Annotated in this window: 13 protein-coding genes and 1 pseudogene; 8 read left to right on the forward strand and 6 right to left on the reverse strand. The window is 65.4% G+C overall.

The features are described 5' to 3' along the window. Positions 1 to 13: 13 nt before the first annotated feature. The 7 genes and pseudogenes from QME71_09465 to QME71_09495 all read left to right on the forward strand — a co-directional run bounded on the left by QME71_09465 (position 14) and on the right by QME71_09495 (position 6,685). Positions 14 to 1,255, forward strand: coding sequence for a glycosyltransferase family 1 protein (locus QME71_09465; GenBank protein ID MDI6858526.1), 1,242 nt, complete (start codon positions 14 to 16; stop codon positions 1,253 to 1,255). Beyond that, positions 1,252 to 2,661 carry an O-antigen ligase family protein gene (locus QME71_09470; protein ID MDI6858527.1) on the forward strand — a complete coding sequence of 470 codons (1,410 nt, stop codon included), beginning with the start codon at positions 1,252 to 1,254 and terminating at the stop codon, positions 2,659 to 2,661. The genes QME71_09465 and QME71_09470 overlap by 4 nt, the downstream gene beginning before the upstream one ends. Continuing rightward, entirely contained in the window at positions 2,645 to 3,841 is a 1,197-nt protein-coding gene (locus tag QME71_09475; protein ID MDI6858528.1) for a glycosyltransferase family 1 protein, read from the forward strand. The genes QME71_09470 and QME71_09475 overlap by 17 nt, the downstream gene beginning before the upstream one ends. Beyond that, positions 3,838 to 3,936: pseudogene (locus QME71_09480) on the forward strand (DUF1972 domain-containing protein). The gene QME71_09475 and the pseudogene QME71_09480 overlap by 4 nt, the downstream one beginning before the upstream one ends. Positions 3,937 to 4,233: 297 nt before the next feature. Then, positions 4,234 to 5,490, forward strand: a complete 1,257-nt coding sequence (locus QME71_09485) for a DUF1972 domain-containing protein (GenBank protein ID MDI6858529.1) — start codon at positions 4,234 to 4,236, stop codon at positions 5,488 to 5,490. Next, positions 5,430 to 6,128, forward strand: coding sequence for an exopolysaccharide biosynthesis polyprenyl glycosylphosphotransferase (locus QME71_09490; protein ID MDI6858530.1), 699 nt, complete (start codon positions 5,430 to 5,432; stop codon positions 6,126 to 6,128). Before QME71_09485 ends, QME71_09490 begins: the two co-directional genes overlap by 61 nt. Positions 6,129 to 6,226: 98 nt before the next feature. Next, the gene (locus tag QME71_09495) at positions 6,227 to 6,685 is read left to right on the forward strand and encodes a dTDP-4-dehydrorhamnose 3,5-epimerase family protein (GenBank protein MDI6858531.1); all 459 of its coding nucleotides are present in this window, start codon (positions 6,227 to 6,229) and stop codon (positions 6,683 to 6,685) included. Here the strand turns inward: QME71_09495 and QME71_09500 are convergent. The 5 genes from QME71_09500 to QME71_09520 all read right to left on the reverse strand — a co-directional run bounded on the left by QME71_09500 (position 6,652) and on the right by QME71_09520 (position 12,119). Beyond that, on the reverse strand, positions 6,652 to 7,761 hold the full coding sequence (locus QME71_09500; protein ID MDI6858532.1) for a hypothetical protein: 1,110 nt from the start codon (positions 7,759 to 7,761) through the stop codon (positions 6,652 to 6,654). The two genes, QME71_09495 and QME71_09500, sit on opposite strands and share 34 nt — an antisense overlap. Positions 7,762 to 7,797: 36 nt before the next feature. Next, positions 7,798 to 8,514 (reverse strand): DUF3047 domain-containing protein, encoded by a 717-nt coding sequence (locus QME71_09505; protein MDI6858533.1) that lies wholly within the window; start codon positions 8,512 to 8,514, stop codon positions 7,798 to 7,800. 13 nt (positions 8,515 to 8,527) lie between these two features. Then, on the reverse strand, positions 8,528 to 9,679 hold the full coding sequence (locus QME71_09510; protein MDI6858534.1) for a CaiB/BaiF CoA-transferase family protein: 1,152 nt from the start codon (positions 9,677 to 9,679) through the stop codon (positions 8,528 to 8,530). Positions 9,680 to 10,040: 361 nt separating this feature from the next. Next, complete coding sequence (locus QME71_09515; GenBank protein ID MDI6858535.1) at positions 10,041 to 11,216, reverse strand: sensor domain-containing diguanylate cyclase; 1,176 nt, start codon at positions 11,214 to 11,216, stop codon at positions 10,041 to 10,043. A 51-nt stretch (positions 11,217 to 11,267) separates the two neighbouring features. Continuing rightward, a complete protein-coding gene (locus QME71_09520) occupies positions 11,268 to 12,119 on the reverse strand; it encodes a hypothetical protein (GenBank protein MDI6858536.1) in 852 nt (283 codons plus the stop codon). Between the two features lie 224 nt (positions 12,120 to 12,343). On the opposite strand from QME71_09520, the gene QME71_09525 reads away from it, so the two are divergent. Next, the gene (locus QME71_09525; GenBank protein ID MDI6858537.1) at positions 12,344 to 13,381 is read left to right on the forward strand and encodes a zinc-binding dehydrogenase; all 1,038 of its coding nucleotides are present in this window, start codon (positions 12,344 to 12,346) and stop codon (positions 13,379 to 13,381) included. Here the strand turns inward: QME71_09525 and QME71_09530 are convergent. Continuing rightward, on the reverse strand, positions 13,378 to 14,568 hold the full coding sequence (locus QME71_09530) for an ArsA family ATPase (protein ID MDI6858538.1): 1,191 nt from the start codon (positions 14,566 to 14,568) through the stop codon (positions 13,378 to 13,380). The genes QME71_09525 and QME71_09530 overlap by 4 nt on opposite strands. Positions 14,569 to 14,570: the final 2 nt, after the last annotated feature.

The following is a 14,570-nucleotide window of genomic DNA, read 5'->3' on the forward strand; positions in this document are numbered from 1 at the left end:
TGTGGGGTACAAAGTGGACTCGGAGACGACTGAGAAGCGGCCGGTAGGGTCTGACGGCGAAGAGCAGGCCACGACGGACCTCGACGGAGAGGGCCTGCACGTCGTCTGGGACATGACGCACGCCGGCCGCATCCGGACAGGGACCGGCGTTTACGCGCAAAACGTGACGGCCGCGCTGCAAAAAACGTTCGGGGTGTGCGTCAGTACGCTGATTGCTCCGCGGCCCCTGGACCACCGCTCAAGTCTTCCGGCGAGAGCGATGCGCGGCGCCCACCAGGTGATGTGGACGCAGTTTGGCCTCAGAGCGGGATTGCGGCGGCTGAAGCCCGACCTCCTGCATGCCCCTGCTTTCGTCAGCACGCTGGTGCCGCCCTGCCCGCTGGTCGTGACCATCCACGACATGGCGTACGTGCGCTTCCCGCAGCACTACAGCAAGCCATGGCTCTGGTACACAAGGCTTCTCGTCCCGCTGGCGGCGCGACGCGCCCGCGCGGTCATCGCCGTCTCCGAGCACGCCCGACGCGATGTCCTGCGATACCTCCGTCTGCCGCCAAAGAAGGTGCATGTTGTGCTTCAGGGAGTCGACCTTCAGCGTTTCCGGCCGCTTTCCGGCCTCGCGACGGAAGGGGTCGCGCGGCGCTACGGCCTCGACACACCATTCATTCTTCACGTGGGCAATCTCGCTGCTCGCAAGAACATCCCCACCCTTCTGAGCGCTGTCTTTCGGCTGAAGCGGGCCCATTCCTGGGGGGCAAGAAAGGTCGTCCTGGCCGGCGGCGTGAGCCCCGGTCTTCCCGGCTACGCCGACATCGAGGCGACAGTCGAAGCGCTTGGTCTGGAGACGGACGTCGTCTTTCTGGGTCACGTTCCCGACGACGATCTACCCGCAATCTACAACCTCGCCGATGCCGTGGTCATGCCGACATTGCACGAGGGCTTCGGCGTGCCGGTCATCGAGGGCATGGCCTGTGGGCGCCCGGTCATCGCCGCGGACACGTCATCGATCCCCGAAGTGGCGGGCGATGCGGCTATCCTGGTGGACCCGAAGGACGTCGACGCCTGGGCGGGCGCGCTCTCCCGAGTCCTCTCTAACAGGGCCCTGCGTCAGGAGATGGCCGAACGGGGGCTCGCGAGGGCCCGCGGGTTCACGTGGGAGAACACGGCCCGAAACACCCTGGCAGTCTACCGCCACGTGCTCGGCAACGGCAGTCACTCAGATAGCGGCGGCGCAGCGAGCGCGGGGGGCGGAAGATGAGAGCCTGCGCGCCTTACGCGTCGCTCGAATCGAGCGAAAGGGCGGGAGGAATCGCCTTCCCCCTGCTGCTGGTCTACTTCGTTGTCGCGGGCGCCGGCTTGCTGGTCCCGTTGCTTAACCGTCCGGTGCTTGTCCTCGCGCCGATCGGGCTTGCGGCGGCCTTCATGCTGGTGGCGCGCCGTATGGACCTCGGGATTTATCTGCTCATCGCTTCAACGGCCTTCAACCGCTACAACTTTGAGGTCGCGGGCTGGAATGCCAAGGTGGAGAACATCGTTCTGCTGGTAGTGCTGACGGCCTGGGCGTTGCGCGTCACCTCCGGCCGTGATCGCGCTCAGCGGCTGCCCTTCGCCCTGCTGATCGGCCTTTTCCTGCTGACAAATGTCTTGTCTTCGGTCATGAACTCGGCGGATGTCTACAAGAGCATGCGGATAGTCGTCCGGATGACTCTCGCCGTCGCCCTCTTCTACCTCATATTCGGGTACGTCTCAGACCGGGCGAAACTCCTGGCGGCGCTGCGGGCGCTGCTCATTACGGGGGCAGGGGCGTGCGCATTCGGCGTGGGGGCGCTCATTGTCTGGCACCTAAATGGGTGGGACGTGGGCGTGCAGCATGACCCAATCACCGGCGTTGTCTCGGCCAAGGGGACACTGTGGGAGGGGAACATCTTCGGCTCCTACGCCGCCGGCATAGCTGTTCTCAGCGGTTCTCTTCTTGTGTCACGGGCTCCCACTCTTCAGCGCGGGTTGCTGTCCGTCGTCTTCGTTCTGGCGATGGCGGCGCTGATCATGAGCCTGACCCGGGCAGCTTGGGTGGCCTTCGCCGCCGCCGCGGTGCTCGCCGTCGTCTTCCTGCGGGGCGTGCGGTTGCGGACGGCGTTACTGGTGACAGGAATGGCCGCGGTTGCCCTGACGCTGGTATTCCGGTTCGACCTCGGTGGGGTGCCCGACGACGTTTCTGCGCGCTTTGCCACGCTCTCCGCCATACGATCCGACACGAACACCGTGTCGCGGCTGAAAAACATCGACCTTGGTCTCGATGAGTGGCGGTCAAAGCCCTTGCTTGGCTGGGGCACCGACGGCTTTCACATCAACCACCCCGAAATACTATCGGCGTTGCCCAGTCCTCAACTGGCCACTCTGTACGATACGGGAATCGTCGGTCTTGTTCTTTTCGCTGGCCTTGTTGGCGCGCTGCTGTTCCACTCCGTGCGGGCTTCGGCGCGCGCCGGCGACGAACAGGTGGGGGCAATGCTGGGAGCATTGACCATCGCTGCCGTCGCTCAGCTCGTCGCGTTTCAGGCAACCGACGCCTTCTGGCTGGGCTTCATCTGGGTGTATTTCGGACTGATGATGGGAGCGGTGAGGCTGCTCGAGAAAGGGACCCGCGTTGAAGATTGCGATTGACGCTCACATGGTAGGGCATCAGGCGACCGGCAACGAGACCTACACTCTAAATCTCATCGATGCCCTGGCGCGCCTCGACGGAGCGGGTCGCGAGTACACCGTCTACGTCGACCGGCGCGGTCTGAGCAGCCTTCCCCCTTCCCTGAACGGTCGCGTGAGGGTGCGCGTCCTGCCGCTGCATTCGCCGCTGGTGCGGATTCCCTTCCTCTTGCCCGTCGAGCTGTGGCGACGTCGAGCGGACGTGGCGCACATGCACTACATCCTGCCGCCGGTCGTTCCTCGCTGTGCCACCGTCCTCACAGTCCACGATATCTCTTTCGAACGCTATCCTGACTTCTTCAGTCGCAGCGAGCTGCTGCGGGCGCGGACCCTTGTCCCCTTTTCCGCTCGCCGCGCCGATGTCGTGATCGCGGTCTCCGAATTCACGAAGGCAGATCTCGTCAGCTTCTACGGCATCGACCCGGAGAAGATCGTGGTCACGTCGGCGGCGCCGGCCCCCCACTTTCATCCGCTGGACGACCGCCGGCGGATCGATGCCGTGCGCAGGGAGTACGGGATCGACGGCCCGTTCATTCTGTACGTGGGCAACATTCAGCCGCGGAAGAACCTGCGGCGCCTGATAGAGGCCTTCGCTGCCACAGCATGCGAAAGCGACATTCCTCATCGCCTGGTTATCGTCGGCAAGAAGGCGTGGCTGCATTCGCCCGTTCTCGAAGCGGCGCGAGCTTCGAGGTTGAGCGAGAGGATAACGTTCACAGGTTACGTCCCGGATAAAGACCTGCCCGCCCTCTACAACGCCGCTGACCTATTCGTCTATCCGTCCATCTTTGAAGGCTTCGGCCTTCCCGTCCTGGAGGCGATGTCCTGCGGCACTCCCGTTATCACGTCCAACACGTCGTCTCTTCCCGAAGTGGGAGGCGATGCCGCGGTCTATTTCGATCCTTTGGACGCCGGCGACATCGCCCGCGCGATTCGAGCCGCGCTGGCGGACCCGGAGCTACGGTCGAGGCTTTCGGCGCGCGGGCTGGCGCGGGCGAAAGAGTTTTCTTGGGCGGCCACCGCCCGGAAGACCGTCGAAGCGTACGAGCAGGCGTTCAGGGCACGTTTCGGTGCGTCGAAGGCAGCCACTGCAATAGCGGAGCACAAGACGGTTATTAGCGGAAGGAGTCAGCGCTCATGAGGATCGCGATGGTCGGAAGCAGGGGCATTCCGGCGCGATACGGTGGTTCGGAGACCGCAATCGAGGAGATCGGCTGGCGGCTGGTTGAGCGCGGGCGGTTGCTTTGCCTACGAGTTCAACGGGAGGCGCCGCTTCGCCGTGCGGAGGCTCGTTTCGGGAACCAGCTATTTGCTGCGCGCCCTAGTGGCGGCCGCACGGAGGCGGTTGCTCGGGAAGCCGGTGGACCCGGGATATACGGTCGCAGCCGCCTGGCGGGGATGCAGAGTCTCGTCGCAGGAGATCCGAAAGATGTGCGCCGAATGCGGTCTCGTGATTGACCGCGTGGTCGGCGAGGGGAGCGACCAGATGCTGGTCATCGGCCATAAACTATCCGAGAGCGAGGGGGCATAGCCGTGTCGTCAGCGAGAATAATCGCCTTCGGCAACAAAGAAAGGCCGGCCGCCGGAGGGCTTCGTATCGCGATCATCGGCGCGCGCGGGATTCCCGCCCGCTGGGGAGGCTTCGAGACGGTCGCCTCGGAGCTGGCTCCTCGCCTCGTGGAGCGTGGCCACGACGTGACGGTCTACTGCCGGCCCCGCTACTCGCTTCCCTCGCGGCCGGAGACGTATCGAAGCGTAAAGCTGCGCTATTTGCCCGCCCTCTACACGAAGTCGCTGGAAACGCTTTCCCACGAGTCCCTGAGCGCGGCCCACTCGTTCCTGTCGCGGTTCGATCTCTTGTACGTGCTCGGTTTCCGGGCCAGCTTCCTGTACCTGCTGGCGCGGCTGATAGGGATACCGGTGGTGATGAACACCGACGGCTTCGATTGGCGCCGCCGGAAGTGGGGGAAGGTCGGGCGCCTCTATTTGCGCATCGCGGAGGCGATCGGTGCCCGCTGGACGGCAACCCACCTCATCTGCGACTCGCGCGCCCTCCAGCCTTACTTTCGGCGCGAGTACGGCCGCGACAGCAAGTTCATCGCCTACGGCGCCAATCTCTTTGAGTCCAGCAATCCAGCCGTTCTCGACAGGTACGGCCTCGTCTCGGGGGACTACTTTCTGGTGGTGGCCCGCATCGAGCCTGAGAACAACATCGACCTCATCGTCCGCGCCTTCTCCCAGGTTGAGACCGACAAGAAGCTGGCGGTGGTGGGCGCCGCCAACTATCGCAGCCGTTACCTGGAAGACCTGAAGCGCACGGCTGACCCCCGCGTGCGCTTTCTGGGCGGCGTCTACGAGCCCGGACACATCGAAGAGATATTCGCGAACTCATTCGCCTACCTGCATGGTCATGAAGTGGGCGGGACAAACCCTGCCTTGCTGCACGCGATGGGGTGCGGCTGCTGCGCCGCGGCGCTGGATGTGCCGTTCAACCGCGAGATCGTGGGTGACGCCGGCCTATTGTGGCGGAAGTCGGGGAGAGAGCTGAGCGCGCTCTTGAACGCTCTGCTCAATGACCCCGCTCGCGCCGACGCGCTTCGGGTCGCCGCCAGGGAGCGCGTACGCAAGCGCTATTCCTGGGACGCCATCGCCGACGATTATGATCGCTTCTTCCGCGAGATTGCCGGGCGAAAGCGTCACCGCAGGAGCGATCGTCAGGAGGAACGGAATTGGCTACAGACTCAGCAATCAGAGCCGAGCGAGACCGAACCGAGACGGCGGGCGGCGTAACGCCGTTTTCCCGTGAGCTCACGGATGCGCCTCGCCTGCAGCTTGCCCTGAAGCGGGCGATGGACATCGCCGTGGCGACCGTCCTGCTCGCAATTCTCGCCCCCCTGTTTCTGCTTCTCGCCCTCGTCGTCAAGCTCACGTCGCCCGGCCCGATTCTCTACCGATGGCGAGTGGTCGGCCGCGGAGGCCGCTACTTCACCGGCTACAAATTCCGCACGATGGTCCAGGACGCCGACCGAATGAAGAGCGATCTGCTGGCGCACAATGAAATGATCGGCCCGGCGTTCAAGATGAAGAATGACCCGCGCGTGACGCCTGTGGGCCGGTTTCTGCGGCGCCGCTCCCTCGACGAGCTACCCCAGCTCTGGAGCGTCCTCAAGGGCGACATGAGCCTGGTGGGCCCGCGGCCGGCGCTTCAGGAGGACTATGAGCGGTTCACGGACTGGCAGAAACTGAGGGTGGCCGTGAAGCCGGGCATAACCTGTCTCTGGCAGGTCTCCGGCCGGAACCGTATCAGTGACTTCGATGAGTGGGTGCGCCTCGACCTGAAGTACATCGAAGAGTGGTCGCTCTGGCTTGACATCACGATTCTCTTGAAGACGATTCCCGCGGTAATCAGCGGGCGCGGCGCTTCTTGATAGAGGGCCGTTCGAGGAGAAGTCGTGGCAGTTCCCATTTGCCCGAGGGCCGGGCGCTGCTATACTAGGCGGCGACTCAGCAGGGAAGGCTGCCGTTTGTGATCGAAGGCGTTGAGATAAAGACCCTGGTTACCCACTCCGACGAGCGCGGCTTCTTTCGCGAGGTCGTGCGCGCCACCGAGGGCATCGTCCGCGAGGGCTGGGCGCAGGTAAGCCACTCCCTCATGTTCCCGGGCGTGGCCAAGGCGTGGCACGTCCACCCGACGCAGACCGATTGGTGGTACGTGGTGGCCGGCGATTTGAAGGTGGCGCTGTACGACCTGCGGGACGGCTCGCCGACGAAGGGAGAGCTACAGGAGGTCTTTCTCGGCGAGCACTACGAGGCGCAACTGCTGAAGATACCGCCCGGCGTCGCCCACGGCTGCAAAGCGATCGGCGGGCAGGCGCACCTCGTTTACCTGACCTCCAGCGTGTACGACCCGAAAGAAGAGGGGCGCATCCCCCACGACGACCCGACCATCGGCTACGACTGGCTGGCGCTGCCGCCCATAACCTGACCCGCGCCCTGCAGCTCTCCGAACGCCTCGCCGATGATCCGCCACACGACCTCCGGCCGCGCGCACCGAATCCGCGAGATGCTCTCCGACGCGCCGTAGCTCCAGGCGGCGACGTAGTCCGCTCCCAGGGCCGCTGCCCGGCGCAGCCCCTCCTTCAACTCCTCCTCGCGTCCCTCCGGCACGAGGAACGCCTGTACCCACACCTGCGACTTGAGTCCGTTGCGCCGGGCCAGCGCCAGCGCCTTCTCGACGAAGACGGAGAAGAACGGCTCCCGGTCGACGGCGAGCGCGAACCAGTAGGGGTCGGTGCCCAGCATGTCGAGCGCGGGGATAGCGGCGGCCGCCTCCCAGTCTAAGATGCCGAACTGGAGCAGCGGGTTCGCGTCCGGGTCGCTGCTGCCGACAAGCCGGGCGAGCCGCGACGCCAGCTCCGGGAAACCGGCGGCGACGAAATCGACGGGGAAGAGGCAGAGGTCGTTCTGGAGACCGAGCCGCCGCGCTTCGGTGGACAGCTCGTCGATCAGCTCGATTACGGAGGCGTCGCGGAACGCTTTCACTTCCGCGTCGAACGTCTCCGGCATCGCGTGCCCCGCGCGCTCGCGAAACTTCTGCTGACAGACGTCGCAGCGGCAGGCCCACGCGGTCGACCGCTCCTCGCGCATGAGCGGGACGAAGAAGTGGGGCTCGTCCCAGACCACGCCGTCGCCGCCCGTCTCCGCTGCCGCCCGCACCCACTCTTTCAGGAAGCGCCGCGTCTCCGGGTGGTTGGGGCAGGCCGCGGGCGCGCGTCTTCCGTCCGATAGCACCTGCAGCGTCTCCACGTTGTCCAGCGGGAAGCGCGACAGCGTTTCGCCGCTGAACACTCCGGCGACGCCCCAGGGGTCGAGCCATACACCGAGTCCTGCCGCCTTCGTCGCAGCGACGATTTCGCGCATGGTGTCCCGGTAGAAGAGAAGGTCGGTCTCGGTGAGGCAGTGGACGACGTAGCTGCAGTGGTGGGCGAGCATGTCGTCGAGGTCGGCGCGGAAGTGGCGCAGGGTGCGGGAACTGAAATAGCTGACGCCCGTCTCCACCACGGTTGCCCCCTTACCGGTGAGAATGTGTGCGCAAGATCAGGGATGGGACGGAGCGCCGGCTTTGCTCCCCAGGTAGAGGTCGTCGTAGTAGACGTCGCCGTGCATTTCGCCGGTGATCAGGCCCGGCGCGTCATAGCGCGCCTCGAAGAAGACGCGCAGCTCATCCAGCTCCTGCGGCACCTCTCCCCACAGCTCGCGGAAGTCCTGGGCCACGTCTCGCTCGAAATAGACCCATTCGCCGGTGCGCGGCTCGTCCTTTCCCACGAAGACGAACCGGGCGTTGCTGATCTCGAACGGTTCGGCGTCCGCGCCCGCGAGAAGGTAGCGGATCTGAATGTTGCCCTGGCCGCCCTTGGGGAAGGCGATGACGACGAACTGCAGGTACTGAAAGGGCGCATCCTTGCGCCAGTTCTCCACCCGGTAGAAGCCGGAAAGGAACTCGGGGAAGCTATCGGGCTTGAGACTTTGCACGACGCCGAAAACGCGGTGCTGCGCCGGCTCGGAGGGCGGACGCAGCTTCAGGAGGGCGCTGCGCGCGCCTGAGTGGGCGACGTCCTCGCTGATCTCGAACGGCTCTCCCCAACCGCGCGTCTCCATCGAGTACCAGGGGTCCGCGCCTTCCTCGAACCCTGGGTTTACGAGCAGGTTGCCGGAGGCGCCCTCTTCGGCGTCGCCGTCGCACGCCGCAATGAGAAGGGCCCCCGCAAGCAGGAAACAGGAGAGCAGGAGGGCGACGAAACGCTTCGTGGACACGCTTCCCTCCCGGCTAGACCGCATTGTTTTCATGCAACCTGCGTATCTCGTCGTCACCGTAGCCGAGCTGGCGCAGCAACTCGTCGGTGTGCTCTCCCAGAGCGGGCGCGGGGAGCCGCATGGCGGCGGGCGTCTCCGAGAAGCGTATCGGGTGATTGACCAGCTTCTCCACACGGCCGTCCGGCGCCTCCCATTGGAACACCATCTGACGCGCCTGTATCTGAGGATGCGCCGCTACCTCTTCTAACGTGAGCACCGGCCCCGAGGGCACGTCGCCCGCGGCCAGCAGGTCGACCCACTCGTCGCGGGTCTTCGTGAGGAAGGTCTCACGCAGGATGGCGTCGAGCTCGGCGTTCCGCTGCATCCTCTCGACAAACGACAGAGCACCGAGGTCCGGACGGCCCATCACCGTCCACAGGTTGCGCCAGAAGTGCGGCTCCAGGGCGACGCTGAGGGTGATGTACTTGCCGTCGCCGGTCCTGTAGACGCCGTAGCCGGCGCCGTCGCCCAGAAACATCGCGCGGCCCGTCTTGAGCTGCGAGTAGAGCGCTGTGGTCATCCAGGAGACGAGGCCGTCCGTCATTGACACGTCGACGTACTGGCCGCGTCCCGTCTGCTGCCGGGCGAAAAGGGCGGCGAGGATGCCCAGCGCCGCGAACATCCCCGACGACAGGTCGCCGATCGCCACCGCCGGACGGTTGGAGAAGCTGCCCCTATCGATAAGATTGGCGAGCAGCCCCGCAATCCCCTGGTAGCTGATGTCGTGGGCTGGACGGTCGCGATAAGGGCCGTCCTGCCCGAAGCCCGATATCGAGCAGTAGACCAGCGCAGGGTTCAGCGTCGACAGCGCCTCGTGGCCCAGGCCCAGGCGGTCCATAGTGCCGGGCCGGAAGCCCTCGACGAAGACGTCCGCCCGCTCGATGAGCCGGCGGCAGACTTCCAGCCCCTCCGCCGACTTCAGGTTGACGGTGATGCTCCGCTTGTTGCGGTTCAGGGCCGCGAAGTGGTCGGACATGCCACCGGGGCCGCGCGACGGGTCGCCGCTGCCGGGGCGTTCCGCCAGGACGACGTCGGCGCCCATGTCGGCGAGGAGGAGCGTGCAGTAGGGGCCGGGGTACTGCTCGGCCATTGAGACGACTCTCACGCCTTCGAGCGGCGGACTCATGTTGGACCCCCAGGCTGATGAACAAGGGGCGAACGCATTGAGGCGCGTTTCGCTGAAGCAGAGGATATCACAGGAGCGAAACCTCACGGAAGGCGAGGAGGAGGCGTGGCGGCGGGCAAGATGCCTGGCGGGCAAGATGCCTGGCGGGCAAGATGCCCGCCCTATCGTTGATGGTGCAGTCCTGCGGGATGAATCCCGCAGCTTTCCGCAGCGAGCGTTGTCGGCTGCTCTGCTGATGCGACGCTCGGCCGCAAGCCTGCCTGCGGTAGGCAGGCATCGCGGCGTCTATCTGCTGAAGAGAGGTCTGGCTGCAAGCAAGCGGCACCGTCTAGGCCCCAGCCTGCGATTACCCATTGCGCTGCTACGCGCGTTCGCTCACGATCCAGCTCAGCGAGTCCCCGGCGCCGCTGCGCGAGTCCTTCTTCTCCCGCTTCGCTTCTTCGAGCGACGCCTCGACCGCCTCCAGCAACTCTTCGCGGTTGCTGCCGTCTTCAGGATAGCAGGCGATGGCCACGCTTGCCGTCACCGGCTCAGGCGGCCCGCTGCCCCCAAACACCGTGACCTGGCCGATCTGCGCCAGCAGCTTGCTCGCCAGCGCCACCGCCGAAGCTCGATTGCTCTCCGGCAGCAGCAGCGCGAACTCGTCGTTTCCGTAGCGCGCCGTCAGTTCCGGCTCCTTAAGCGAGGTCGCGAGGGTCATCGCGACGGAGCGGAGGAGCTTGTCGCCCATCGTCGGACCGTAGCTCTCGTTAAAGACGCTGAAGCCGTCGATATCGAAGAGGACGATTGAAAGGGCACGGCTGTAGCGGCGGGCGCGGGTTATCTCCTCCGACAGCTTCTCCGCGAAGTGACGGCGGTTGTACAGCCACGTCACCTCGTCGACTTCACCAAAGCGGCCGGCCGCGTTCTGATCGAGCGCCGCCTTAAGCGCCAGCATGCAGTGGCCGGCCAGCATCTCCAGCATCTCGACGTCGATGTCCTCGTGATCAAACATGAAGGTGATGAGTCCCAGCGGTTCGTCGCCTATGACGAGCGGCACCATCGCCAGCTTCTTCACGTCCAGCCGCTTCTGTCCGCTTTCGCAGCTTTGCCGGCCGAGAACGTCCTCGGCGAGGTCGCGCACCGTGCTCGTCAGCACCACTTCGCCACCCTCGAGAACGATGCGGCGCGTGCTCCGGAGATACAGGGGAAACTCGAGTTGCGTCATCTCCGCCTCGAAGGCCAGGGACGCCTGGTCCAGCCGCGGGTCGTTCGTTCCCTCCAGCGGCTTGGCGTGCAGCACGTCCCGCCGCCTGTCGAGCAGCAGTGGATAGACGATCTTTGCACCTGTAATGTCCGGCGCCCGTTCGAGGAAGAGGGCCATCATCTCTTCTGTCGTGCCGGCGCTGTGGAGCAGCAGCGACAGTAAGTTAAGCTCGTGCAGCCGGCGCACCTTCGCTTGCAGCACCCCCGGCTCAAGCTCCGCGCCGTCGCCTTCGGCTGCGCGGCGCTTCGTCTTCTCCGAGCCCAGAAGCCACCTGCCTATGCCTCCTTTCATCGGCTGCCGCTCCTCTTTCTGCATCATCTCCATGAATTCTCGCTCCCCGAATCAACTGCTTCGGGCGCTTCGACCTATCTGCACCAGCAACGTGCTCTCATCATGGGTCATGACGCTGCATTCCTGCTTCAGCGTCTTGCTTATCGCGCTCTCCACCTCCGCCGCCGCTATCTCTTCCGTCGCTTCGATGGCGATTGATGCGACGCCGTTCATGTAGCCGATAAGCGACAGATTGCGGATGGCAGCAACATTGTTCAGCGCCTGGTGCAGCGGCACGAGGTCTACCGGCTTCCCCGGCTCCTCGACCGTCATCCGGTATGAGTAGGCCGCGATGGTATCATCGGGCACCAGCGTGACCGGCTTTAGCGCCGCCCGCGGCTCGAGGGCGACCGGCTCCGGCGCCTCCTCCGGCTCCCTTCGGGGCTGCGGCCTTGCCCTTTCCTCCGACCGGCGCCTGAACGACTCCCATCCGACGTCCTGCGGGGTCACCGCTGCCTTCGGTGGCTCTTCTGCCGGCTCCGGCACGACCTCCGGTTCCTCCTCGTCGACATCTTCTACGAGCGTGGGAACCACCGGTCGGGGGAACGGCGTCGGCGTGCGCGCGTCTTCCACGGAACGCTGCGATGGGACGCTCCCTCTCAGCGCGTCCTCCAGGTTCGTCAGGCTCTGCCAGAGCGGCGCCATATCCTGCATCGTGCGGCGCAGGAAGCGAATCGCTTCCGCCGCGTCGTCGATGCTCTTCTGGACGGAACGCAAAGCCTCCGTCCAGCCCTGCATCGCCGCCTTCAGGTCGTCGCCGGCAAGGGATGACTCAGGCCCGCCGGAGCCGTCCTCCGGCTCGCTGTCGTTCTCGAGGCCGTCGCCGTTTTCTTCGGGCGCAACCGAGTCAGCAAGGTCTGGCATTTGACGCAGCACCCACCGGAGAGCGTGTCTGTGATAGAAGCTCTCTCATAGGATCTTCGGCATTTTGCGCGCTGCCAGCATTCCCGCCCCCCCCGCCCGGGGCTCCTGTGGCCCATAACTTTGGCCTTCCTGTAAGATTCTGCCTGGCCGAACGCGCCGCCCTGCTCCGCCTTTCGATACAACCTCGGGGCGGGCGGCAACCGAGCCGGAAGGAGGACGGAAGCGTGAAAGCAGTGGTCTTCGAAGAGCACGGCGGCCCTGAGGTGCTGAAGTACACCGACGTGCCGGAACCGGTGATATCGCCGAATGAGGTCCTTATCAAGATAAAGGCCTCCGGCTGCAACTATAACGACGTCTGGGCGCGCCGCGGCATGCCCGGCATGTCGGTGATCATGCCCCACATCTCGGGAAGCGACGCCTCAGGTGAAGTGGTCGAAGTCGGGAGTGAAGTCAAGAACGTCAAGCCGGGCGATGAGGTCGTCGTCTTCAGCAGCCTCAGCTGCGGCGTCTGCGAGGCCTGCGCCCGCGGCGACGTCTTCTTCTGCCGCCAGTTCAAGATATGGGGCTTCCAGACCGGCCCCCTCGACGGCGGCCACGCCGAGTACGCGAAAGTCCCCGCCTTCAACGTCGTCCCCAAGCCGGCGAACCTGAGCCATGAGCAGGCGGCCTCGATGCCCCTCGTGCTCTTTACCGCATGGCGCATGCTCGTCACCAGGGCGAAGATCAAGCCCGGCGACTTCGTGCTGGTTTGGGGCGCCGGCGGCGGTCTGGGCACGATGGCGGTGCAGATATGCCGGCTGCACAACGCCCGCGCAATTGCCGTCGCCAACAACGATGACAAGCTCGAAGTGGCGAAGCAGTTGGGCGCCGCCTACACCATCAACCGCGGCAAACAGAACGTCGCCGAGGAGGTGCGGAAGATCACCGACCGACGCGGGGTCGACATCGTATTCGAGCACGTGGGCGAGGCGACGTGGGAGACGAGCGTGCAGTGCCTGAAGTGGGGCGGGACGATAGTTACTTGCGGCGCCACCAGCGGCTTCGAGGCGAAGACGGACATCCGCTTTCTCTGGAACAAGCAGCTTAACCTGCTCGGCTCGCACATGGCGAACAAGGCGGAGTTCCTGGAGGCGTTGCGCTTTGTGGAGAGCGGCGACATCAGGCCGGCGATATTCATCGCGCTGCCGTTGAAAGAGGCGGGCCTCGCGCAGCAGCAGATGGAGGACGGCCGCGTGATAGGGAAGATCGTACTCAGCCGCTAGCGCCGGGCCGGTCTCGGCGTCTCGCGCTTGAAGAGGATGTTGAGGCGCGCGTCCTCCATCTCGGCGTTGACTGCGCGCCGTCCGGCGAGGACGCGCGGCAGCAGCACCTCGCGACGGTACGGCCCCGCGCGCACCGTCAGTTCGTCGCCCCGTTGCGCCAGCGACACCTCCGTTTTCTTCACGAAAGGCAGCGCCAGGCTCAACACGTAGTCGCCGTCGCTGGAGCGCACCTCCTGGGCAACGTAGGGGTAGAAGATATCGCTTGGGTCGCGTTCTCCGAACATGTGCCCCGACATCTCGCGCAGCCTGTCGAGCCCGACCACCTCGCGTCCCGCCAGCGGCGCCGTCAGGACGGGCAGCGGCGAAAACGCCTCCTCGATCCGCTTCCGGTGCCGTCGCTGCGCCTTCCTCCACGCCGCGAAGTAGTCCGACTCCACCTGCTCCGGCAGCACCCGGTTGCAGATGACGGCGTCGGTCACGTAGCCGTACAGGTTGAGGTAGGTGAAACTGCGCTGCGTCTCCTTGATGACCATCTTCTCGGGGTTGACCACGAGGCGCACGGTGCAGACCTCCGCGTTCGTGAGGAGCGCGTGTAGGCGCATGAGCCGGTGCAGCAGGTCCTCCGCGGCGTCGAACACCTTTCTGTCCGGTACGGGCATGCCGGTCAGTCCCCGGACGACGGGGCCCGCGATCTGCGCCACCCTTCTCTCCACGGGCAGCACCTTATCGACCCACCAGCGCGCCGATTCGGGAAACGCGAGCAGGCTCAGCGTCTGTCCCGTGGGCGCGCAGTCGACGATGACCACGTCGTAGTTGCCGCTCTCGTAGTGGTCGCTCACCCAGAAGAGGCTGGCAAGCTCTTCCATTCCCGGCAGCACGGCCACCTCTTCCGCCTCCAGCTCCTGCATGCCCTGCCAGATGAGGAGCGCGGTCAGCCACTCCTGGACGATTCCCCACCAGTTCTTAATGCTGAAGTAGACGTCGCTTTCCTGCGCCCAGAGGTTCTCCGTCACGGGCACCGGCTGCGGGCCCAGCGGCGTGTCGAACGAGTCGGCGAGGCTGTGGGCGGTGTCCGTGCTCATCACGACGGTGCGGTAGCCCATGTCCGCCGCGCGCAGGGCGGTTGCCGCCGCCGCCGTCGTCTTCCCGACTCCGCCCTTGCCCGTGTAGAGGATGATGCGCGGCACGG

The organism is Dehalococcoidia bacterium (assembly GCA_030018455.1).
Classification (GTDB): Bacteria; Chloroflexota; Dehalococcoidia; order DSTF01; family JALHUB01; genus JASEFU01.

Bases quoted from the DNA above. Each gene is read 5' to 3' on its own strand.
- QME71_09470 (MDI6858527.1), top strand. From the start codon at position 1,252: ATGAGAGCCTGCGCGCCTTACGCGTCGCTCGAATCGAGCGAAAGGGCG.
- QME71_09510 (MDI6858534.1), bottom strand. From the start codon at position 9,679: ATGAGTCCGCCGCTCGAAGGCGTGAGAGTCGTCTCAATGGCCGAGCAG.
- QME71_09515 (MDI6858535.1), bottom strand. From the start codon at position 11,216: ATGAAAGGAGGCATAGGCAGGTGGCTTCTGGGCTCGGAGAAGACGAAG.
- QME71_09520 (MDI6858536.1), bottom strand. From the start codon at position 12,119: ATGCCAGACCTTGCTGACTCGGTTGCGCCCGAAGAAAACGGCGACGGC.